22 protein-coding genes and 1 pseudogene are annotated in these 20,951 nt (G+C 46.0%); 3 read left to right on the top strand and 20 right to left on the bottom strand.

Annotation, left to right across the window (positions count from 1 at the left end; genetic code table 11):
• Positions 1–47: 47 nt before the first annotated feature.
• The 11 genes from T3H97_RS10970 to T3H97_RS10920 form a co-directional block, all read right to left on the bottom strand.
• A complete protein-coding gene (locus tag T3H97_RS10970) occupies positions 48–1,457 on the bottom strand; it encodes a discoidin domain-containing protein (RefSeq protein ID WP_328802519.1) in 1,410 nt (469 codons plus the stop codon).
• A 514-nt stretch (positions 1,458–1,971) separates the two neighbouring features.
• Positions 1,972–3,129, bottom strand: coding sequence for an amidohydrolase (locus tag T3H97_RS10965; protein ID WP_328802518.1), 1,158 nt, complete (start codon positions 3,127–3,129; stop codon positions 1,972–1,974).
• A gap of 56 nt (positions 3,130–3,185) precedes the next feature.
• Positions 3,186–4,202: an LLM class flavin-dependent oxidoreductase gene (locus T3H97_RS10960; RefSeq protein ID WP_328802517.1), complete on the bottom strand. Its 1,017-nt coding sequence runs from the start codon at positions 4,200–4,202 to the stop codon at positions 3,186–3,188.
• A 15-nt stretch (positions 4,203–4,217) separates the two neighbouring features.
• Complete coding sequence (locus tag T3H97_RS10955) at positions 4,218–4,970, bottom strand: amino acid ABC transporter ATP-binding protein (protein ID WP_250244878.1); 753 nt, start codon at positions 4,968–4,970, stop codon at positions 4,218–4,220.
• On the bottom strand, positions 4,967–5,677 hold the full coding sequence (locus T3H97_RS10950; RefSeq protein ID WP_061830372.1) for an amino acid ABC transporter permease: 711 nt from the start codon (positions 5,675–5,677) through the stop codon (positions 4,967–4,969). Before T3H97_RS10950 ends, T3H97_RS10955 begins: the two co-directional genes overlap by 4 nt.
• Entirely contained in the window at positions 5,674–6,453 is a 780-nt protein-coding gene (locus T3H97_RS10945; protein WP_328802516.1) for an amino acid ABC transporter permease, read from the bottom strand. Before T3H97_RS10945 ends, T3H97_RS10950 begins: the two co-directional genes overlap by 4 nt.
• Before the next feature lie 76 nt (positions 6,454–6,529).
• The gene (locus T3H97_RS10940; RefSeq protein WP_328802515.1) at positions 6,530–7,381 is read right to left on the bottom strand and encodes a transporter substrate-binding domain-containing protein; all 852 of its coding nucleotides are present in this window, start codon (positions 7,379–7,381) and stop codon (positions 6,530–6,532) included.
• A 160-nt stretch (positions 7,382–7,541) separates the two neighbouring features.
• Positions 7,542–8,432 (bottom strand): LysR family transcriptional regulator, encoded by an 891-nt coding sequence (locus T3H97_RS10935; protein ID WP_328802514.1) that lies wholly within the window; start codon positions 8,430–8,432, stop codon positions 7,542–7,544.
• Positions 8,433–8,540: 108 nt separating this feature from the next.
• Positions 8,541–9,071, bottom strand: a complete 531-nt coding sequence (gene ssuE, locus T3H97_RS10930) for an NADPH-dependent FMN reductase (protein WP_328802513.1) — start codon at positions 9,069–9,071, stop codon at positions 8,541–8,543.
• Between the two features lie 17 nt (positions 9,072–9,088).
• Positions 9,089–10,429: an LLM class flavin-dependent oxidoreductase gene (locus T3H97_RS10925; protein WP_328802512.1), complete on the bottom strand. Its 1,341-nt coding sequence runs from the start codon at positions 10,427–10,429 to the stop codon at positions 9,089–9,091.
• 40 nt (positions 10,430–10,469) lie between these two features.
• On the bottom strand, positions 10,470–10,739 hold the full coding sequence (locus tag T3H97_RS10920) for a glutaredoxin family protein (protein WP_023988351.1): 270 nt from the start codon (positions 10,737–10,739) through the stop codon (positions 10,470–10,472).
• 272 nt (positions 10,740–11,011) lie between these two features.
• Between T3H97_RS10920 and T3H97_RS10915 the strand changes: the two genes are divergently transcribed.
• The gene (locus tag T3H97_RS10915; RefSeq protein ID WP_328802511.1) at positions 11,012–11,881 is read left to right on the top strand and encodes a DUF421 domain-containing protein; all 870 of its coding nucleotides are present in this window, start codon (positions 11,012–11,014) and stop codon (positions 11,879–11,881) included.
• 87 nt (positions 11,882–11,968) lie between these two features.
• Here T3H97_RS10915 and T3H97_RS10910 read toward each other — a convergent pair whose 3' ends face one another.
• The 5 genes from T3H97_RS10910 to T3H97_RS10890 all read right to left on the bottom strand — a co-directional run bounded on the left by T3H97_RS10910 (position 11,969) and on the right by T3H97_RS10890 (position 16,221).
• Positions 11,969–13,093, bottom strand: coding sequence for a sensor histidine kinase (locus T3H97_RS10910; RefSeq protein ID WP_328802510.1), 1,125 nt, complete (start codon positions 13,091–13,093; stop codon positions 11,969–11,971).
• Positions 13,090–13,764 carry a response regulator transcription factor gene (locus tag T3H97_RS10905; protein WP_328802509.1) on the bottom strand — a complete coding sequence of 225 codons (675 nt, stop codon included), beginning with the start codon at positions 13,762–13,764 and terminating at the stop codon, positions 13,090–13,092. The genes T3H97_RS10910 and T3H97_RS10905 overlap by 4 nt, the downstream gene beginning before the upstream one ends.
• A 61-nt stretch (positions 13,765–13,825) precedes the next feature.
• On the bottom strand, positions 13,826–14,641 hold the full coding sequence (locus tag T3H97_RS10900; RefSeq protein WP_250272002.1) for an ABC transporter permease: 816 nt from the start codon (positions 14,639–14,641) through the stop codon (positions 13,826–13,828).
• On the bottom strand, positions 14,638–15,657 hold the full coding sequence (locus tag T3H97_RS10895) for an ATP-binding cassette domain-containing protein (RefSeq protein WP_328802508.1): 1,020 nt from the start codon (positions 15,655–15,657) through the stop codon (positions 14,638–14,640). The genes T3H97_RS10900 and T3H97_RS10895 overlap by 4 nt, the downstream gene beginning before the upstream one ends.
• Before the next feature lie 234 nt (positions 15,658–15,891).
• Positions 15,892–16,221: an antibiotic biosynthesis monooxygenase family protein gene (locus T3H97_RS10890; RefSeq protein ID WP_328802507.1), complete on the bottom strand. Its 330-nt coding sequence runs from the start codon at positions 16,219–16,221 to the stop codon at positions 15,892–15,894.
• Positions 16,222–16,358: 137 nt separating this feature from the next.
• On the opposite strand from T3H97_RS10890, the gene T3H97_RS10885 reads away from it, so the two are divergent.
• On the top strand, positions 16,359–17,219 hold the full coding sequence (locus tag T3H97_RS10885; protein WP_328802506.1) for a LysR family transcriptional regulator: 861 nt from the start codon (positions 16,359–16,361) through the stop codon (positions 17,217–17,219).
• A gap of 5 nt (positions 17,220–17,224) precedes the next feature.
• On the opposite strand, the gene T3H97_RS10880 is transcribed toward T3H97_RS10885, so the two are convergent.
• Positions 17,225–18,412, bottom strand: coding sequence for a GTP-binding protein (locus T3H97_RS10880; protein ID WP_328802505.1), 1,188 nt, complete (start codon positions 18,410–18,412; stop codon positions 17,225–17,227).
• Between the two features lie 147 nt (positions 18,413–18,559).
• On the opposite strand from T3H97_RS10880, the pseudogene T3H97_RS10875 reads away from it, so the two are divergent.
• A pseudogene (locus tag T3H97_RS10875) lies at positions 18,560–19,404 on the top strand (DMT family transporter); the annotation flags it as partial.
• Positions 19,405–19,828: 424 nt separating this feature from the next.
• Here the strand turns inward: T3H97_RS10875 and mnhG are convergent.
• From mnhG to T3H97_RS10860, 3 genes are read right to left on the bottom strand one after another with little or no spacing between them, the layout of a single operon-like run.
• The gene (gene mnhG / locus T3H97_RS10870) at positions 19,829–20,197 is read right to left on the bottom strand and encodes a monovalent cation/H(+) antiporter subunit G (RefSeq protein ID WP_250273820.1); all 369 of its coding nucleotides are present in this window, start codon (positions 20,195–20,197) and stop codon (positions 19,829–19,831) included.
• A complete protein-coding gene (locus T3H97_RS10865) occupies positions 20,181–20,474 on the bottom strand; it encodes a Na(+)/H(+) antiporter subunit F1 (RefSeq protein ID WP_134902156.1) in 294 nt (97 codons plus the stop codon). Before T3H97_RS10865 ends, mnhG begins: the two co-directional genes overlap by 17 nt.
• Positions 20,474–20,950 carry a Na+/H+ antiporter subunit E gene (locus tag T3H97_RS10860; protein WP_328802504.1) on the bottom strand — a complete coding sequence of 159 codons (477 nt, stop codon included), beginning with the start codon at positions 20,948–20,950 and terminating at the stop codon, positions 20,474–20,476. Before T3H97_RS10860 ends, T3H97_RS10865 begins: the two co-directional genes overlap by 1 nt.
• Between the last annotated feature and the right edge of the window lies 1 nt (position 20,951).

The following is a 20,951-nucleotide window of genomic DNA, read 5'->3' as shown; positions in this document are numbered from 1 at the left end:
TCCCACAAATATCGTAGGAGACAACCTTTGGACAAATAATATGATGTTTAAAGTTTGTTAGCTGCTACTTTCCACTCTAATATTCCTGTGGATGCTGAACCTTTGGATACCATTTCAATTCTTAATTTCGTTGTTTTTACAGGCGTAAAAGTAGTCGTATTATACTGGTCTGCCGAAGTACCCAATCCATTAGCCTGCTTGACATTAGACCAGCTGCGACCATTCCAATACTTAATCTTGTAAGACTTAGGAACATCAATGCCCGCGCCATCTTGGAACCAATAGACATCCGTTTGAGACACCGTATACTCTTGATCAAAATCATATTGAACCCATTGTGTACCTATCTCAGGCCAGTTACCATACACGGCATGACTTCTATCATTGGAATTAGAAGGTTCAAATCCATCGTTTAGCGCGCTTACATTTTCCCAAGATGAAGTATAAGAGCTGCTAGCCGTTGCCGCAGGTGCTATGTTCACGATTTTATCAGGATCTGTTTCAATTGGGCCATCGTCGTCTTTAGTCGTGATTGGGAAACGGGAAGTATCTTTTTTGAGCTGACTCCAGGTATAACGCAGCATCCAGATATCCCAGTCGGTGATATGATCGGAATTACCGGCCCACATAATGGTGTTCGTTGGGAATCCACCTGGTGGACGCTCATGTTCTTCATAAAAATCGTTTAATCCAAATCCATGCCCAATTTCATGTTCAGTAATCTCAATCTCATCCGAATTCACCGTACTCAGAACGTATTCATCATTCATACGCTGTCCCCAGTCGCCGCCAGCTCCCCCGTCAAAATTTTCTGTGGCCCAGAGATACATATCAAAGCGTTTATCCAATCCACCCGGATAAGAATAGTTTGGGTCCGAAAAATGCTCAAATCGGGATATTTCATTAGGCGCAACGGGAAGTGCAGCGGGAATTTCCGGTTTTTCAGAAGCTAGTGTATCTGTAATGGTATCCGTATAAACGACCTCATCCGGCTGCTTGTCCAGCAGCAGTGAAGGATCAGCAACAGCCCAGCCTACCACTTTTACTTTAATATTCTTATAAGGCCAGCCGTCATATCCTTGAAGATGATCTGTCCAATGGTTCATCTGCCGATCTATCATTTTAGCAATATCTTGGCGTTGCTTCAGTGTAACGGGCTTAGAAGATTGCCAGCGTATAACATAATTAAGAGTCCCTTTTCCCGCAAAAATTTGATCAAAAATCGTATTTTTACGAGCCGTCGAGCCTTCGGTCAACATTCTATTCTTCCAAACCCATTCCACCGATGATTTGAGATAAGCTGGCATGTCAGCCAATGTCGAATCACCCGTTGCCGCAACCACAGAATCCCCGTTTAGATGAGAATCCGCTGATACAAAACTAGCGTTTCCCATCAGTAATGAACTAGCAATGACTACTGAAAAAGAAGCCATCATCATTCCTTTTCTGTTCAACATGTATGTACCTCCATATCCATTTGTATTATTGCAGTAGTTTTCCTGAAACGATGATCTCTATCAGCTCTCTTTTCGTGTTTGCGAACTAATCTAGGAGATCAAGAGTACACTATCAATCCTCCTTGTCGTTTTTTGTAAATAATCACAAATCATATTATCACTGGATTATTGCATCGTCAATATTTTCCTTAATGATTTAAATTAGGATTTTTAATCGTATTTTGGGACATATACTTACTCTTTGCATGCACAAAACTGGTATTTTATAAAATGAAAAAACCGTTTATTCACTGAATCAATTCCATCACAGAATTTGATTTTGGAATAAACGGCTCTATTTATAAGCTTTTTCACACTACTCTAGCTTTTTTTAGCGGGTGGGAAAACGAGTGGTATCCTTCTTGACTCGGCTCCAGGTATAACGCAACATTCAGGTATCCCACTCTGTTATTTTGGGAGAATTTCCGGCCCACATAATAGTTGGCATAGGAAAACCACCGCTAGGCTCACGCTCCTACTCTATGGATATCAATGCCGACTCAGCCAGTGAAGCCAGTAGCTTCGCTGTTCCGGGCAACGCGCGTTCGTCCAAATCAAAAGCAGGATGATGCCATTCTTGGCTTCCAGCAGTGCCGACAAAGACAAACACACCGGGGATGTTCTTCTGATAAAACCCAAAGTCCTCGCTTGCCGAGGATGGTACGGGGCGAACGACTTCCAGACCGACCGCTTTGGCCACCTCCTCCGCGATGGCGGCCAACTTACCGTCGTTTAGCACAGGTGGCGGGCCCTCGATCCAGCGAATGGTTGCTTTCGTGCCAAAAGCATCGGCAACACCTTTTACGACCTGCTCGAAGCGTTCAGTCACCTGGGCGCGAACGTTCTCGTCAAATGTGCGAATGGTTCCGTCCAAATGTGCACGGTCAGGGATGATGTTCCAGGCGTTGCCACTGTGCAGCTTGGTGACGCTAATGACCGCGCTATCCAGCGGATTAACGCTGCGACTCACAATGGATTGCAGCGCCGTAATGATATGTGACGATACCACGATGGGGTCAATCCCTGCATGCGGCACTGCCGCATGTGTGCTCAGACCCTCCACCTCGATGTAAAAACCATCCGCCGCTGCCATTAGCGGACCTTCTTTGATGCCGACCGTGCCTACGGGCAGGTCTGGCTTGTTATGCAGGCCAAATATGGCCTGCACCCCTGCCAACGCACCGCTGTCCAGCACTTGGGCAGCGCCTTTGGCCTTTTCCTCCGCTGGCTGGAACACCAGCCGAACCGTGCCTTTCAGCTCCTGCTCCCGCTGCTTCAGGAGTATGGCTGCTCCTAACAAGGACGCAGTATGAAAATCATGCCCACAAGCATGCATCTTGCCCGGATGCACCGAAGCATAAGGCAATCCCGTCTCCTCCTGAATAGGCAACGCATCAATGTCTGCACGAAGCGCGACAGTTGGTCCCTCCTGCCGTCCGCCAATTTCCGCTACTAATCCGGTACGCAGCGGCACATCCAGAATCGTTATGTTCTGTTCTTCCAGCAGACCACGGATAAAGGCGGTAGTTTCAACCTCCTCGTTAGATAGCTCGGGATTTCGATGAAGATGGCGGCGAATGTCCACCAGCTTCTGCTCCAAAACCTGCTCCTTCGTCCCGGTTGATCCACTCATCCCTATTCCTCCTTCGTGAACCCAAAATAGTTACAATTCTCTCAGACCAACAATTTCTAGGACTGCACAGGCAATCCGGCAAAAGCTTCATGCAACAACTCGAACGAGCGCACGCGCTTGTGTATATCTCTTATTCCTGTCGTAACGATCAGCTCATCGACCTGATACTTCGCTTGAATTTCCGTCAGCACAGCATAAATTTCGTCTTTATTCCCTTTGTTAATTTGCGCTTGTGTAGCTTCAATTGTATATTCTTCACCCGATTGCTTGCCAAACTCTTCTGCACTTTCCAGCGTGCCCACCGTAGCCGTTTTGCCACTGGCCAGATGAATTTTGTACAGCTTGTGCTCACCTGCCAACTCCGCAGCTTCCTCGGAAGTGTCCGCTACGATGACCGAAAGCGCAAAAAGAGCTTTCGGCTCACGTCCATAACTATAATCGAAGGACGCCCGATACGTACGGAATGAGTCCAATGCAACCTGCTCATTACTATTGATAAATTGCGAGAAAACGTAGGGCAACCCCAGACGCGCAGCAATTCCAGCACTGTCTGTACTTGTACCCAAAACGTAAATATCCGCTGGTATTTCTGGAATCGGATTCGCCTGTAACCCGGCTAACGGTCCTTCTTCAGACGGAATATTATGAATATAGCGACTTACTTCATCAATTTTTTCTTCGAGAGAAGGCGCATCATGAACATTTCGTTGTAACGCCTGTGTGGATTTCGGCAACCCGCCCGGTGCGCGTCCGATTCCCAAATCTACGCGACCCGGTGCAAGAGAGGACAGCACATTAAAGTTTTCGGCTACTTTATAAGGGCTGTAATGCTGAAGCATCACTCCACCAGAACCGACTTTAATACGCTCAGTGCGTGCCAGCAAGTGGGAAATGAGTACCTCTGGCGAAGAGCCCGCAACCTGCTCGGAATCGTGATGCTCTGATACCCAGAAGCGCGTAAATCCCAATTCCTCTACACGCTGTGCTAGCTTAATCGTATTACGAAGGGCCTGCGCTACCGTTTCCCCCTCGTGTATAGGGCTTTGATCCAATACTCCGATTTTAATACTCATGTCTCCCTCTCCCGTCTAAATTGAATAGTTATATTCCGGTGTAATCCGTTTCAGAAATTGTTTGGTACGTTCCTCTTTGGGGTGGTTAAAAATGTCTTCCGGTGTGCCTTCCTCGATAATATGACCGCCATCCATAAATACCACATGATTTGAAACATCGCGCGCAAAGCCCATTTCATGTGTAACGACAATCATCGTAATGCCTTCCTTCGCAATCTTGCGGATCACCGACAGCACCTCACCCACCAACTCAGGGTCCAGCGCCGAAGTCGGCTCATCAAACAAAATCACTTCCGGGTTCAGCGCCAAAGCACGCGCTATGCCGACACGCTGCTGCTGTCCGCCGGATAGCTGGCTTGGATAATGATTCAGCTTTTCACCCAGACCGACCTTTTCCAGCACTTCAATGCTGATTTTTTTCGCTTCCTCCTGCTTGACCTTGCGGACAACGACAAGTCCTTCCATGACATTTTCTAGTGCTGTTTTATGCTTGAACAAATTGTATTGCTGGAAAACCATAGCCGTCTTTTGACGTAGAGCCAAAACATCCCTCTTTGCAGGTCGCTTGCAGTTCACTGTAAAATCGCCAATGCTGACTTCCCCATCATTTGGCTTTTCCAGATAATTAATGCAGCGTAGCAGAGTCGTTTTTCCTGAACCGCTCGGGCCTAAAATAACGACGACCTCGCCTTTGTTCACGGTCAAATCAATGCCTTTGAGCACTTCATGTTTGCCGAACGACTTCGTAATATTTTGCAGACGGATCATGATGCTCGACCTCCATTAAACACATTGATTTTTTTCTCCACCAAGCCGGATATTCGCTCAATCAATACCGTCAAGCCCCAAAATAGCAGTGCAGCTGCGATATATACCTCTAAATATTTCCAGTTGGTAGATGCCAGAATTTCAGCCTGTGCCTGGATTTCTGTGACCGAAACCGTGAAGGCCAAGGTAGAGCCATGAAGCATCCCAATAACGGAATTCGTCAGATTTGGCAAACTCACCACGAACGCTTGCGGAAATACAATCCGTCTCAGCACTTGCCACGTCGTCATACCGACAGCATAAGCTGCCTCGATTTGTCCCTTGTTGACCGATTGAATTCCAGAACGGACGACCTCAGACATATACGCGCCACTGGTAATGGAAAACGAAATGAGTGCAAATACCATATAAGGAACATCTTTGGATTGCAGCGGCCAGCCGAAATGCTTCGCTCCCGCATCAATCAACAAAGGCAAACTGAAATAAATAAGCAGCAAATGCATCAGCATCGGTGTGCCACGGATAAAGGTAACGTAACCGTGAGAAATCTGGGACAACACAGGAACCTTATAGATTCGCGCCAGCGCCGTTATAATACCGATGACCAACCCTGCCAGTACGGAAACCACCGTAATAATTAAGGTGTTGGGCAACGCGGAGAACAACCCTAAAAAGGCAGTATATATAAATCCAAAATCCAGACTCATATGCCTTTACCTCCTTTACTAAGACGGGGACTTCTCAGGTAACGCACCACAAAACTTTTTCGTTTTTCGGGTTCTTTATGCACTGTGTCCCGATGCTCATGCCGGAGAAGCGCATTTTCCAGTACCTTGAACAATTTTTGTAAAATCAGACTGATCACCAGATAGATAAGGGATAACGCGATATAGGTTTCAACAAAATGCTGGGTAGCCGACCCTAATGTCTGTGATTTCCCTGTCATCTCCATCGCTCCGATCGTAAATGCCAGCGAAGTATCCTTCAGATTGCCAATCACCAGATTGGAAAATACCGGAACCACGACAGCCAGCGCTTGCGGCATAATGATACGTGTAAAGGTCTGATAGCCTGACATGCCGACGGACTGTGCAGCCTCGATTTGTCCCCGATCTACAGCCTCTACTCCTGACCTGATAATTTCGGAAATAAAGGCTCCACTATTGAGCGCGTAGGTTGCTACGGCAAACCACAGCACATCCCATCTGGAGGAATTGATATCCACCAGCTTCAGTAGCTCTGGCAGGCCGTAATACACCAGAAACAATTGGATTAGAATAGGTGTTCCGCGAAAAAAGGAAACATACACTTGAGAAACACGTTTGAAAAATGGAATGTTATACATGCGAGGCAGCGCAACCAACAGACCAATGATAAGCCCCAATACAAGCGAGCTTGCCACAATAAACAAGGTGATGTGTAAGTAAGACAGCATTTTCGGGATAAAGCTAAAAACATAGTCAATATTGAACTCTCTGCTCATATGCCTGCCTCCTTTCTATACATCAGCGGCCAGAATACATAGAGTACCCTGACCGCTGAAATATCCAAGTCTATCCTTACTTCTTACTGCTGCTACCTTCTTTTTTCACATCTTCCAGAGACTTAGTGAAATCCTCTCCAAGCCATTTAATGCTCAGCTTCGACAGCGTACCGTCGTCCTTCACTTCCTGAATGGCTTTGTCGAGGTCATCCGCCAACCCTTGCTCATTTTTGTTCAGTACATACAGTACATCCGATTGAGTCAAAGGACCACCAACGGTTTTCAGAGCTACTTCTCCTTTTTCATCGGTGTTAAAACGGTTCGCAAAGTCTGTCGTAACGGTAGCATCTATACGGCCGCTCGTAATTTGTTGCACCGTATCATTGGCTGCACCACTCGTATAAACGATATTTAGGGCATCTCCGTGGGTTTTGTTATACTCTTTCAGCACATACGCCGCATTACTGGTTGGGCTGGTGAGTACCTTTTTCCCTTTCAAATCATCAATGGAGTGAATGGTATTGTTATCCTTCGCTACAGCGACTCTGTTCAGAAAAATGCTATACGGATTTTTGTTGAACAGATACTTGGCTTCACGCTCCGGGTTTTTTTCCATTTGATGCGATACCAGATCAATTTTGCCGGCATCGAGACTTAGCAGCAAATTTCCAAAGTCCATCGTTTTGAATTCAAATTCGTATTGAGGCAGGCGCTCGTCCAGCTCCTTAATCAGCTCCACATCAAAGCCTGTTAAATTTCCGTTTTCGTCAATAAAGCATACATTTTTGAATTGAGTACCTGTGCCTACGATAATTTTCTTCACGTCTCCGCTTGAACCTGACGCGCTAGACGCGTTATCTGAGGAGCCGCAGCCTGCCAGCACCAAGATGATTGCCATAACAGACAATATTGCAAACCACTTTTTCATATGAATCCCCCTCATCTCTTTGTATATCAGCAGTTTGCGACATACATGGTAGCTACAACATCCAATAATTAATAATTCCTATAAGTTTAATCGGTTTTAGGATGTGATTAATGTAACACCTGAAAACCTATACGTCAATCCACCAAGCTATAGAACTTTTCTATAACAAAACAGCACCCCGGAAACCTTCTGTCAGTGCATCTGCAAAATCCGAAGTCACTGCACAGTCTTCTTTGGTCGCTATTATGCTAATCTGCATCGACACCCCAGCTACCTCTGGAACATGGATACGGAACAGTTTCTGATCCTTCACTTCACGGTTCACACAGACATCCGGCAAAAAGGCAATACCCGCTTCTTCCAATACCAGCTTTTTGGCCGTGACCACATTGTCAACCTGAAAAGCAATGTCCGGTGGCTGCTCCAGTGATTCAAAAGCGCGATGAATTCTCATCCAATCTAGTGATCCGCATTCGAAAAACACCAGTGTTTCACGTTGAATATCCTGTATGCTGGCCTTTCCTGTCTTCATAAACGGATGGCCGTCGTATACATACAGGGAAATCGGATCTTCATGAAAAGCAAGCGTACGGATAGCCGGATGCATCACTTTACGGACAAAACTAATGTCTACCTCACGGTTCAACAGTTTATGTACCAGTTGATCCGTCGTAGCCGTCACAATTTTGTAGTTAACCTCTGGATAACGGGCACGAAGTTGCTTTAATATTTCAGGAATGATGAAGTTCGACACCGATATCGTGCAGCCAATTCGAATTTGCTGAGGGGCTTTCTTACGCTGTTGGAGCTTTTGCTTCCCTTTTTGCAGCACCTGAAGCATCTGCTCCGCATAAGGAAGAAACTTTCGTCCATCCTCCGTCAGAACCGTTTGCTTGCTTTGGCGGTCGAACAACTTGCATTCTAGCTCGCGCTCTAGCGTCTGAATCCGGGCTGTAACAGAGGGCTGGGACAAGAACAAGGCTTCTGCAGCCTTATTAAAGCTCCCATAATGATTCACGTATACAAAGGCTTCCATATTCTCGATATTCATACGCAAGTCCCCCAGTAAGTTTTATATACATTTATCCAATAAGTTAACTTGGTTTTTTTGTATCATAAAACTCACTGAACGACCTGTCAATGGAAATATTGAAAATATCTATAATTTAAATAGCTCATTTAGTTCTTTAACAGAGCGTTCCAACCGTGCAACCAATTCTTCGGACAACCCGTATGCTCCATCTGGCAGACGTTCAATCCACTGATCCACTGCATACACCCCGCCAAGAATATGTCTTCCGCCCAGTGCATTAATAACCGGCTTCAAGGCATAGTCAATGACCAGCAGGTGAGCCAGTGTACCTCCGATAAATAAAGGCAAGACAGGTTTCCCTCTTAGCCCCTCCTGCGGAACCAAATCCAGGAATATTTTCAATAGTCCTGAATAGGACGCCTTATAGACTGGAGAAGCCACAATAACGGCATCCGCTGCTGCAATCAATGCAAGTGATGCTGTGACGTCGGGGCTGTTAAAGTTAGCTGTGACCAGATCCTCCGCTGGCAAGTCGACCACATTCAGTAATGTGACCTCCGCTCCAGCCTGCTGCAACTGCTCAGTTGTATAGTTAATCAAGCCGTATAAACGGGATTGTGTAGACGGACTGCCTGATAGGATGACAACCTTGGACATATTTTTTCCTCCTTCTGTTATGCGTCAATCTTCACTTTGGATCTGGCTGCTGTATAGCGGTTCTCAGGAATAGGCACGCCCAGGTTTTCACGCAGTGTGCTAAATTCATAATCCTGACGGTAAATACCGCGTTCCTGCAAAATAGGCACAACTAGATTTACGAAGTCATGCAGACCCGATGGCACATCTGAACCAATAATAAACCCGTCTGCGCCTTTTCTTTCGAACCACTCCTGCACTCGATCCGCTACCTGCTCAGCGGTTCCGATAAAAGAGGTTCTCGGCGTAGCTGAACGCAACGCAACCTCGCGTAAGGTCAAGTTTTGTTCCTTGGCTACTCGTTTGATTTTATCTGTACCGCTGCGGAACGCATTGCTGCCAATACCATCAAGCTCAGGGAATGGCTCATCCAGCGGATATTGTGAGAAATCATGATGATCGAAGAAACGTCCCAAATATTTTAACGCAGCCTCAATCGTCACCAGATTAGTGATCTCTTCATACTTACGTTCCGCTTCCTCCGTCGTGCTGCCAATAATCGGCGATATGCCCGGCAAAATGACAATATCCTCTTCGGATCTACCATAGCGTACCGCACGTTCTTTCACATCACGATAAAACTGTTGCGCTTCCTCTAACGTTTCATGTCCTGTAAATACAGCATCCGCTTCCTTGGCGGCCAGGTTTTTGCCATCCTCCGAGGAACCTGCCTGGAAAATAACCGGCTGTCCCTGCTTGGATCGTCCAATATTCAGCGGACCCTGCACCGAGAAAAACTCACCTTTATGGTTCAATGTATGCAGCTTTTCAGGATCAAAGAATACGCCGGCTTCCTTATCACGAACGAACGCATCCTCTTCCCACGAGTCCCACAGTCCTTTGGTAACCTGCAAATATTCCTCTGCAATTTTATAGCGCTGCGGATGCGACGGGTGCTCGCCTTTACTAAAGTTAAGGGCAGAGCCTTCCAGCGGGGAAGTCACCACATTCCAGCCTGCCCGACCTCCGCTAATATGATCAATGGAAGAAAACTGGCGTGCTACCGTGAACGGTTCGCTATAGGAAGTCGACAGTGTGCCGACCAGTCCGATATGCTTCGTCACCCCAGCCAAAGCGGACAAAATCGTAATTGGTTCAAAACGGTTCAGAAAGTGGGGAATGGATTTTTCGTTAATGAACAGGCCATCTGCGATAAATACGAGGTCAAACTTTCCTGCCTCTGCCTTTTGTGCCTGCGTTTTATAAAATTCAAAGTTAACACTCGCATCCGCAGGTACCTCAGGGTGACGCCAAGTCGTCATGCTTCCCCCAACACCGTGAATAATCGCACCAAATTTAATTTGTCTATTCTTAGCCATAACTCTTCCACCTCTCTTGAAAATAATGATTTCCGTCGGCTTATACCACTTGATTGTAACTTTCCAACACTTTACCCAACTCTTCCAGATCCGGGTTGAGCAATGCTTCATATTTGTTATCGCCGCCTACCTCGACGACAGGGACATAACGAATACCATATTTGGTCTCCAGCACGTCACGCAGCGCATCATTTCCGTCCACTTGGATATTTTCATACGGCTGATTTTGGGATTCCAGGTACGATTTGATCTCTCCACAAAAATGACAGCCGGTTTTGCTCCACAATACAACTTTAGGTTTGGACGACATATACATACCTCCGTGAGCTTAATGTTTATAATCCCGATGAATTAAATAAGAATTATATTTATAATGTATCCTGCCGTCCCTTTTTCGTCAATCGCTTGTGTAATAGACATTGACAATCCAACGATAGAAAATTTTAATTTTATATCGTAATCAATCGGTTTGTTGGCAGCTCGGTTATTTAAATTTAGGGGAATTGGAGTTTAAATGGGCCTTGACGCGGATATCCTTGGAATAGTAGCGCCCTTGTGGCGAAATGAAATGAGGTTGAGCAAATGCAGGATTGGGCCGAGGTTGCTATACGCACATTAATGGCTGTCGCTATATTATTTTTAATCACCAAAATTCTTGGAAAACGTCAGGTATCCCAGCTTTCCTTGTTCGAATATATAACAGGAATCACGATAGGTAACCTGGCTGCTACCATTCCTATGGAGCGTGAATCCACCTGGTATCTAGGCCTCATAGCCTTGTCAGTATGGGTACTGACAACACTTGGCATTGAATATTTGCAAATTAAAAGCAAGAAAATCAGAGATATAACAGATGGAAGGACAACAATCCTGATCAAAGACGGCAAAATTTTAGAGGATAATCTGAGAAAAGAACGGCTCACCCTGGATGAACTCATGGAGCAGCTTCGAAGCAAGAATGTATTCAAAGTAGCTGACGTGGAATTTGCTCTTATGGAAACTAGTGGCGAAGTCAATGTGCTGTTAACCAAAGACAAGCAGCCGGTGACGCTTAAGGATCTGAATATGCTGCAATTGCCGGAGAAGGAGCCCACAGCAGTCATTATGGATGGACAACTTATGGAGCAACAAATGGCATATATGGGGATTACTCAACAATGGCTGGATGCCAAGCTAAAGGAAAAGAGCCTGACGGTCAAAGATGTGTTTTTCGCGCAGGTGGACACGCAAGGGGAGCTATATATTGACCAATACAGTGATAACGTACAGATGTCCAAGGCACAGGACTCTAATCAAGCTGTGTTGACGCTGCTGCAGCAATGTACAACCGAGCTGCAAAAACTGGCTACGAATTCCAGCGAACAGCAAAGGAAACAGTTGTATGAGCTATGCTCACACAACTTGAAGGAAGCTATCCAGGAGATGCAGCCGGTAAATACATCTAAGTCCTGAGCACATACGCATAAACCATAAGAGTATAAGCATGGGAACTAAAAAGGAGCGTCCTTCAGCCACTTATGGCTTTGAAGACGCTCCTTTTTATATTACTGTGCCGGTGTACATTTCACAGTTGTTGCTGCCTTTCATTCCTTTCTGGCGCAGCGGCAGCATAACCGTAAATACCGTTCCTTCTCCCACCTTGCTGGATACAGAGATAGAGCCGGTATGCATCTCTGTTATTTTATAAGCAATGGACAGTCCCAAGCCGCTGCCTCCTGCAGTTCGGGCCCGTGACTGGTCTGCTTTATAAAATCGTTCAAAAATGCGCTGCTGATCCTGTTCGTTGATGCCCTGTCCCGTATCGGCAATGCAGACAACCGCCCGATCATCGTTACTTGAAAGAGAAACAGATACGCCTCCACACTGTGGTGTAAATTTAATGGCATTGTGAAGGAGATTCACCCAAACCTGGCCCATCAGATCCTCGTCTGCGTTGACCTCAACTATATCCACCTCAACAGTCATATCGATTTTTTTAGCCTCCCATTGCGGTTCGCAGGCGAGAATAAGCGAAATCAGCTGCTTATCCAGCCGATAAAGGGACGGACGAAACAGATGCCGCTCCGAATCCAGAATCGCCAGCTTCATGAGATTATCGCTTAGCTTGGATAGACGAATACACTCCGTCTCAATGATCGTCAAATACCGATCTCGTTGCTCACGATCCAGATTTTCGTCCTTGAGCGCTTTGGCGAATCCGATTATCGAGGTCAGCGGTGAGCCGATTTCATGGGATACGTTCGAAATAAACTCCTCCCGCAGTTTTTCCATAGCCTTCAGATTTGCAGCCATATCATTGATACTGTCCACCAACTGTACATAAGGATGCGGCCTCCGATGTTTTCCGTTCCGCCCGCCGAGGCCCCAATCCAGATTAATGTGAAAGTCTCCTTGCGAAATACGTTTTAAAGCATCGATCATTTCGGTAAAAGCGTGCTGTTCTCTAGGCTGGAAGAAACGCCTTACCGTCATACTGATAATACCGAAGAAGAAAAAGCCTAGCGTCGTATTCATAAGAAAGACGAACAAACCATGGGGAGCCCATGACATGTGCGAATAGATCGCCTCCATAATAAAGTACGCGGCAGCCCAGCTAAGATATAGCACCAATACTACCAGCAGGACTCTGGCAAGAATATGGAGTAACCCCGGTTCCCTCTTCATTGCCGTACCTCCAGCCGATAACCCAACCCCCGGATCGTACTGATCCGGAAGGAGTGGCTTGCCTCCGGAAACCGTTCCCGAAGGCGTTTGATATGGACATCAACCGTTCTTTCGTCTCCCTCATAATCATAACCCCAGATCTGTTCGATCAGCTGGTCGCGGGTAAAAGTTTTGCCAGGATAGCTGGCCAGCTTGAAGAGCAGCTCAAATTCCTTGAGCGGCAGGGTAATCTCCTTCTCTCCAGCCCGACACTCAAATGTATCGCTGCGCAGGACAAGATCTCCGACAGTTACTGATTTTGAAGCCATGATACGATAACGTTTTAATAAAGCCCTCACTCGTGCGACAAGCACCATGGGGTCGAATGGCTTGACAAGATAGTCGTCCGTTCCGAGCGCGAAGCCTTTCACGATCTGTGACGTCTCGCCTTTGGCTGTAAGCATAAGCAGCGGCAGGTCGGTCTGCTCTCGCAGCTTACGGCACAGCTCCCAACCGTCCATTCCCGGCATCATGATATCAAGAACAAGCAAATCGACCTTGATTTCATCAAAAATGCGCATCGCGTCCAAACCATCCACCGCCTCGACTACCTCCAGACCTTCCATTCTCAAAAAGTGTCCGACCAGTTCACGAATATGCGGATCATCATCAACGACCAATACACGCGTCATTTCAATCCCCCCTAACTAACTCTGCCTTAAATCTCTCGTCCTCGTCAAGAAGACCGCCATCTTATGCTTTACGCATATAAGCACGCACCGTAAGCGGCGCGAAGATCGCCACAATGACTGTAGCGCCAAGTAGGGAGATCGCCAGTTCCCCGCCAATCGTTCCCGTATTCGCAAGCTCTCTGACTGCGTTCACAAGATGTGAAATCGGGTTGGCGTTCACAAACCACTGCAACCAACCAGGCATTGTGCCGACAGGCACAAATGCGTTGGAAACAAAAGTGAGCGGAAACAGAACAATCATGGAGATGCCCTGTACACTAGAAGCAGTGCGGGCAATCACGCCAAAGAAGGCAAAAATCCAGCTGACTGCCCAGGAACACACGATGACCAGAAGAGCCGCGATAGCGACACTCAGCAGTCCTCCCCCTGGCTGATACCCCAAAATATACCCCATGGCGAAGGTAAGTACAGTTGCAATAGTATACCGGATACTGTCAGCCAGCAGAGCTCCAGCCAAAGGCGCAATACGTGCGATTGGGAGTGACTTGAACCTGTCGAACACTCCTTTGTCCATATCCTCACGTAGTTGAACGCCGGTAACGACGGAGGTCGAGATCACAGTCTGCACGAGGATGCCTGGAATAATAACCGGCAAATAATGCTGCACGTCTCCTGAGATGGCGCCGCCAAAGATATAGGTGAACATCAGGGTAAAAATGATCGGCTGGAGCGTGACATCAAACAATTGTTCGGGAGTATGCCGGATCTTCAGAATGCCCCGGTAGGCCATCGTCATGGAATTGGAGAACGCCTGCCTGAAACTCACAGACTTCTTCAATGTGCGATCAGAACCTGTCATAACAGTAGTACTCTTCATGCTCTCGCCCCCTCCACAGCATGCGCTCCTTGGGACGTCTGCTGCTTTTTTACTTGTGCTCCATGACCAGTGATGGACAAAAACACCTCGTCAAGCGTCGGCTTTTGCACACTCATCTCTGCTAGGCGAATCTCTCCAGTACGGAGGGCAATCAGCAGGTCCGTTACCCGATCTGCATTGGCCATCGGAGAAATAATCTTTCCAGCTTCCACTGACACGCTGGACTTAACTGAAAGCACCTGTTCGACGATCTGAACAGTTCTCTCAATATCCTGTTGATTTTGCACTTTGAGTTGCAGAGTCGACGCCCCCACTGCCGCTTTCAGTTCATCCACCGTACCCTCAGCGACTACCCGGCCATGATCGATCACCGCGATTCGATCAGCAAGTTGATCCGCCTCGTCGAGGTACTGGGTAGTGAGCAGTACGGTGGAACCGATCTTGACCAGACGCCGGATCGTGTCCCACATCTGGACACGCGTGCGCGGGTCTAGTCCTGTAGTCGGCTCATCCAGGAAAATCAGCGGCGGCTTGGCAATGAGACTTGCGGCCAAATCCAGCCGGCGGCGCATACCTCCGGAGAAATGCTTTAGCGGTCTTTTGGCCGCTTCGGCCAAGCCGAATTCCTCCAGCAGCTCCGCTGCCTTATGACGCGCCTCGGCACGTCCCAGCCCAAGCAGTCTGGAGAAGATGATCAGGTTCTCGGTAGCGCTAAGCGACTCATCGACCGATGCGTATTGGCCTGTCACCCCGATCAATTGACGCACCACCTGCGGTTCCTTTACTGCATCGTGCCCGAAGATACGGGCCGATCCCCTATCAGGCCGCAATAATGTTGACAGCATTCGGATGGTAGTCGTCTTACCTGCTCCATTAGGACCGAGCACACCGTAGATCGTGCCAGCACGTACATTCAAATCGACACCGTCAACCGCCTGCTTGTCACCAAAAGCTTTTACGAGTCCCCTTGCTTCAATGGCCAAGGTCTCTTTTCTGTCTGTATAATCCACATTCATATCCTCCCTGTACGGTTTCTATAGAGAGGATAACCCACGTTTATGAACTGAATATGAATAGAACCGTTTACATTTCCCAAAATGGTCGACGATTCCTTTCTGACAGAGAAGCCAAAGAAGTCCCATATGGGACTTCTTTGGCTTCAACTCATGGATGTCCTTTTAATGAATAATGGAAAACCTTTATTTCCAGATTCGGCTTCATGCTAGCACTAACATGGATATTGAACCTATTTACATTGTAAAAAAATAATCTCGTTCTACCTTGCTCACTCTTAAACCAAATGTTTTATACCACTCGGATTTCCCTTTTTCCTGCGCTACCTTGTGCATCTCGTTATGTTTCCAATTTTTTATAGCGTCCAGAGACTCCCAATAGGAAACTGTGATGCCTACTCCATTGTGGTCACGAACACTTTCCACACCTAGAAAACCCGGCTGTTGGGCAGCCAGTTCCACCATTTTGTCTCCCATCACTCCGTATCCGCCATCTCCTTCCGTACGTTCAGAAGTAAAGATAGCCGCATAATAAGGCGGTCGAGGAGTTTTAGCAATTGAGTTCATATGACATGTTCCTCCTAAAACAAAATTAAATAACCTTTCTTTAATTTGATTATAATCATAAATATTAAATAAAAAAAATGAATATATCTGATATGATGCATGAATATATTTCATAAAAAATAGGAGTGAACACGAATTTGTTTAAATATAAGATTTTTCTTTGCGTAGTTGAAATGGGAAGTTTCACAAAGGCCGGGGAAGTTTTAAATCTTACACAATCAGCAATCAGCCATGCGATCTCTGGATTGGAACATGAACTAGGGTTGACTCTTCTGATCCGAGGTCGTTCAGGCATCCGATTGACCAATAACGGGGAAAGATTAATGAAGCGATTTAGAGAGATTGTACAAATGGATGAAAAGCTCTACCAAGAGGTAGCTTTAATTAAAGGATTGGAAATCGGAACCGTAAAGATCGGCACATTTTCAAGCGTCTCTATTCATTGGCTGCCCCGTATTCTAAAAAAATTCAATGAGCAGTTTCCTCTTATTGAAGTAAAACTGCTCGATGGGAACTACCATGAAATTGAGAGCTGGATAGTCAGTGGGGAAGCTGATTTCGGCTTTGTGAACCTACCCACGTTAGACGCATTAGAGGCATTGCCATTAAAAGAAGAAAGTATGCTTTGTCTACTTCCTTCCGATCATATTCTTGGAAAGCAAGCCTCAATTGGAATAGAACAGCTCAGAGATGAGCCTTTCATTATGCCTGTTGCAGGCTGTGACACGGATGTAAGAAATATTTTTTCACAGCATAATATGTCACCTAAAATCAAATATGAATTAGAAGATGACCATGCGATTATGGCTATGGTGCAGAATGGCCTAGGCGTGAGTATTCTTCCTGAAATGATCCTGTCTCACATTCCTTACGACATCTCTATTCGACCTTTGGACGAAAGGCATTCCCGTACTATCGGTATCGCTACCGCTTCCTTAAAAAATGTTTCTCCAGCCGCTAAAAAATGTATGGACTTTATTACTGAATGGATCAACTAGCTTCATCATGTCGGCCAAGGAAGCGGATTCTCAAAACTGGACCAGTCCATATCCATTTCGTTATCGTTCAGTAGGCATTCATCTAGCTCTTCTTCCAAGTCCGGTCGATTCATTCCGATACCTATCATGACGATTTCGTTCATGCGGTCGCCCCATTGTTCATCCCAATGGTCCAGAGCCTCAGGATCGGCTGCCACGATCTCCTGCCGTTCTTCTTCAGATAACGCAGCAAGCCAGCTTCCCGCAGGGCCAAATTGAATAGATGGTCCTGCCTGGCTAATACTCGCTGCCCAATCCTGCGGGGTTGCAATCCAGGCCAAACCTTTGGCGCGAACGACCTCCTCCGGCCAGTAGCTCATAAATTCAGCCAATCTCGCAGGATGAAATGGTCTTCTACGGCGATATACAAAGGAATTGATCCCATATTCGTCTGTTTCCGGTGTATGGCTTTCAAGCTCCAGCTCCCGAATCCATCCAGCGGATTGACTAGCTTTGTCAAAATTGAACAGCCCTGTATTCAAAATGTCCGAAGGAGCGACCTTTCCCTTAGAAGTTCGAATGATTCGGGCTTCAGGTTGTAATCTCCGCAGCACACCCTCCAGCTTGTCTAGCTCCACAGGCTGAACCAGATCGCACTTATTCAAAATCAATACATCACAAGTTTCAATCTGGTCAATCAACAAGTCCGAGATATCACGCGTGTCGTCTTCACCAGTAGCCTGCCTACGATCCAGTAGCGTTTCTCCTGATTCAAAATCATGCCAGAAACGGTTCGCATCAACTACGGTCACCATGCAATCCAGTTTTGCCAGCGAAGCCAAATCAATGCCAGTTCCTTCATCGGCGTACGTAAAGGTTTGAGCGATTGGCACGGGCTCACTGATGCCTGTAGATTCGATTAAAATATAATCAAACTCGCCTTGTTCCGTCAGCTTCTTGACCTCAATCAATAAATCTTCACGTAATGTGCAACAAATACAACCATTAGATAACTCGACCAGTTTTTCTTCTGTTCTGGACAAGCCGCCCTCTTTTTTAACCAGCTCGGCATCTATATTTACTTCACTCATGTCATTGACGATGACTGCCACTTTCATTCCGTCCCGATTGTTTAACACATGATTCAAAATCGTCGTTTTTCCTGCACCCAAATATCCGCTCAGCACTGTTACCGGTATTACTTTCTTATTCATTGCTCGTATGCTCCCTTTAATATAGGCTTATCATTTTCATTTCTTTAAATCGTAATAATTACTATTAACATTAACATTCAGTAATATACAGCATCCCTTTTACCTTGTCAACTGTAAAGAAACTCTTGAAATGAATAATCTAAGGTTGCTTCGTTGCGATATCTGTTTATGCTTCCTATTCTAATCGTCATTGTGATGACCCAACATAAGCTTAAGCCTCTTTGGAAAGTCATGAAAGAACAACCGGGAACGTGGCTGTGGTGGAGCTTCCTCGGATTTGGCTTATTTTATGCTCCGTTATGTTTCGCATCGGCTTATTCACCGGGTTGGTTGATCGCGGGAACCTGGCAAATTACCATTATTTCCGGATCTTTGCTTGTCCCTTTATTTGCTGAGGTTGTACAAACGGAGAACGGCCCAATCAAAGTACGAGGAAAAATCCCCATCCAAGGACTGTTGATGTCTCTCGTTATTTTAATCGGCATTATTGTTATGCAAGTCGAACAATCGCAATCTATTTCTACCCAAGATTTTTTATTCGGTATTCTGCCTGTCATACTCGCCTCATTCGCCTATCCATTAGGTAATCGCAAAATGATGGAAGTCTGTGCGGGGCGGTTAGATGCCTATCAACGTGTGCTCGGGATGACTTTAGCCAGCTTACCCTTCTGGTTACTGCTTTCGTTATATGGAGTTTTCAGCGCGGGAATGCCAAGTAAGGATCAGACGATTCAGTCTGCCTTGGTGGCTGTGTTTTTCGGGGGTGATCGCTACGGTTTTATTTTTTAAAGCTACAGATCAGGTTCGTGGAAATATGCAAAAGCTGGGACCGTAGAAGCAACACAATCTCTGGAAGTTCTTTATGCATTAATGGGAGAATTTTTTTTTTGTATATCCCCATGCCGTCTCCTTTATCATGGATGAGTATGTTCATCGTCATCCTCGGCATGATTCTGCGCAGTTATGTAACACATGCTAAAAGCTTTATGTAACTTCAGGCATTAGAAAAAGACCGCAAAATAGATGCGGTCTTTTTAAATTTCTTATATCGAACGATCTTACTTTTCTACAATTTTTTTGAATTCGATTATAAAGTCTTTAGGATCTGATTCTACAGTATAAGGAAATACACCTTGTTTCGTATGCAAATAAAGAACACCATGACCCTGCCCGATACTTTTAAACGATATATCATATACCTCATTGAGAGAAAACTCCCGGTACGCTGATACAATTTTAGTTGTATACAAGTGTAAAACTCGACGATGAATGACTGTTTCCTGTTTTAACGGAGTTACGATCCTTTCCGCTTTGTAATACGGCTGGCTGGACTGAAATAATATTGTGCACATGATCCCTCCACATTTATTATCAATCCAGACGGACATGACGCAAATCCTGCACTATGGGCTGCTTTCATTTTGGTTGTTTTGAAGACGTATTTTGTTCCAATACCGGCGCCAGCTCATCCTGAACACTGTTCTCCCATAAAGGGACTCCCGAACGGTAGGCAGCTCTTCCATTTAGATGTCCGGCTACGGGAGAAGTGATAAAGACAAACACAATGGCAAGCAGTAATTTGATGCTGACCACGTCTACATAAAACAAAAAATAAAGAAAGGCTCCTGTTAATACGCAAAGCACGCCAAGCGTTGCACTTTTGGTTGCGGCATGAGAACGTAAATAAACATCTGGCAGCCGAATCAATCCAAACGCGCTCAATCCACAGAACAGAGCGCCGAATAAAACAAGGATCGCAATAAGCAACTCACCGATCAAGTTCATCACCCCCAGTATCTATGACGGCATCTCTTTCTATATATCTCGCCAACGCCGTTGTTCCTATAAATGTCAGGATTCCTATAACAAGAACAATCTCAATAAAATCCTGTGTCTCCAGCTGCATGCAGATCACAGCAATCATAGCTAGCAGATTTATACCTATCGTGTCCAGCGCGGCTACCCTATCCGGACGGGTCGGTCCTTTAATCAAACGGTACAAGCAACCTAATATGGCTAAGGAGAGAATAGCCAGTGATGCAGTCAAAAGTGCCGAAACTATCACTGTGTCACCTCCATGATCGCTTTTTCAAATGTCCCTCTAATTTGCTCAGAAAGCAGTGTCGCGTCCTGTATGTCCATGGCATGAATATACAGCATTTGACCTTCTCCAGATACTTCCAGAGTGAGCGTTCCTGGTGTCAGACAAATGAGGCACGATAAAATAGTGATCTCCCAATCTGACTTTAGGGCGGTCTCATAGGCAAAAATGCCTGGGCGGATCGTCAGCTTCGGGCGGAGAATATGATGGATAACCGCAAAGCTGGAAACGATTAGCTCCCGCATAAACAGAAGTAGCAGCTTTAGGATGGCCCATATACGCTTCAGGTAGAAAGGTTCTGGACGGAATTTACGCAAAACAAGCAATATGGCTATCCCTAGCAGAATGCCGATGGTGAACCGCGACCCTGACCAGTCGTTGTTAAGTAGCATCCACAGCAACGCAATCATCAGATTTAATAATATTTGAAAGACCATC

Origin of the sequence: Paenibacillus sp. LX16 (assembly GCF_036252815.1) — a bacterium.
Lineage (GTDB): Bacteria > Bacillota > Bacilli > Paenibacillales > Paenibacillaceae > Paenibacillus > Paenibacillus polymyxa_B.
The sequence above is the reverse complement of the archived record's forward strand: the minus strand, read 5'-3'. Positions and strand labels throughout refer to the sequence as shown.

Excerpts from the sequence above, each read along its gene's own strand:
- T3H97_RS10970 (WP_328802519.1), bottom strand. The coding sequence starts at position 1,457 with ATGTTGAACAGAAAAGGAATGATGATGGCTTCTTTTTCAGTAGTCATT.
- T3H97_RS10965 (WP_328802518.1), bottom strand. The coding sequence starts at position 3,129 with ATGAGTGGATCAACCGGGACGAAGGAGCAGGTTTTGGAGCAGAAGCTG.
- T3H97_RS10960 (WP_328802517.1), bottom strand. The coding sequence starts at position 4,202 with ATGAGTATTAAAATCGGAGTATTGGATCAAAGCCCTATACACGAGGGG.
- T3H97_RS10955 (WP_250244878.1), bottom strand. The coding sequence starts at position 4,970 with ATGATCCGTCTGCAAAATATTACGAAGTCGTTCGGCAAACATGAAGTG.
- T3H97_RS10950 (WP_061830372.1), bottom strand. The coding sequence starts at position 5,677 with ATGAGTCTGGATTTTGGATTTATATATACTGCCTTTTTAGGGTTGTTC.
- T3H97_RS10945 (WP_328802516.1), bottom strand. The coding sequence starts at position 6,453 with ATGAGCAGAGAGTTCAATATTGACTATGTTTTTAGCTTTATCCCGAAA.
- T3H97_RS10940 (WP_328802515.1), bottom strand. The coding sequence starts at position 7,381 with ATGAAAAAGTGGTTTGCAATATTGTCTGTTATGGCAATCATCTTGGTG.
- T3H97_RS10935 (WP_328802514.1), bottom strand. The coding sequence starts at position 8,432 with ATGAATATCGAGAATATGGAAGCCTTTGTATACGTGAATCATTATGGG.
- ssuE (WP_328802513.1), bottom strand. The coding sequence starts at position 9,071 with ATGTCCAAGGTTGTCATCCTATCAGGCAGTCCGTCTACACAATCCCGT.
- T3H97_RS10925 (WP_328802512.1), bottom strand. The coding sequence starts at position 10,429 with ATGGCTAAGAATAGACAAATTAAATTTGGTGCGATTATTCACGGTGTT.
- T3H97_RS10920 (WP_023988351.1), bottom strand. The coding sequence starts at position 10,739 with ATGTCGTCCAAACCTAAAGTTGTATTGTGGAGCAAAACCGGCTGTCAT.
- T3H97_RS10915 (WP_328802511.1), top strand. The coding sequence starts at position 11,012 with ATGCAGGATTGGGCCGAGGTTGCTATACGCACATTAATGGCTGTCGCT.
- T3H97_RS10910 (WP_328802510.1), bottom strand. The coding sequence starts at position 13,093 with ATGAAGAGGGAACCGGGGTTACTCCATATTCTTGCCAGAGTCCTGCTG.
- T3H97_RS10905 (WP_328802509.1), bottom strand. The coding sequence starts at position 13,764 with ATGACGCGTGTATTGGTCGTTGATGATGATCCGCATATTCGTGAACTG.
- T3H97_RS10900 (WP_250272002.1), bottom strand. The coding sequence starts at position 14,641 with ATGAAGAGTACTACTGTTATGACAGGTTCTGATCGCACATTGAAGAAG.
- T3H97_RS10895 (WP_328802508.1), bottom strand. The coding sequence starts at position 15,657 with ATGAATGTGGATTATACAGACAGAAAAGAGACCTTGGCCATTGAAGCA.
- T3H97_RS10890 (WP_328802507.1), bottom strand. The coding sequence starts at position 16,221 with ATGAACTCAATTGCTAAAACTCCTCGACCGCCTTATTATGCGGCTATC.
- T3H97_RS10880 (WP_328802505.1), bottom strand. The coding sequence starts at position 18,412 with ATGAATAAGAAAGTAATACCGGTAACAGTGCTGAGCGGATATTTGGGT.
- mnhG (WP_250273820.1), bottom strand. The coding sequence starts at position 20,197 with ATGAACTTGATCGGTGAGTTGCTTATTGCGATCCTTGTTTTATTCGGC.
- T3H97_RS10860 (WP_328802504.1), bottom strand. The coding sequence starts at position 20,950 with ATGGTCTTTCAAATATTATTAAATCTGATGATTGCGTTGCTGTGGATG.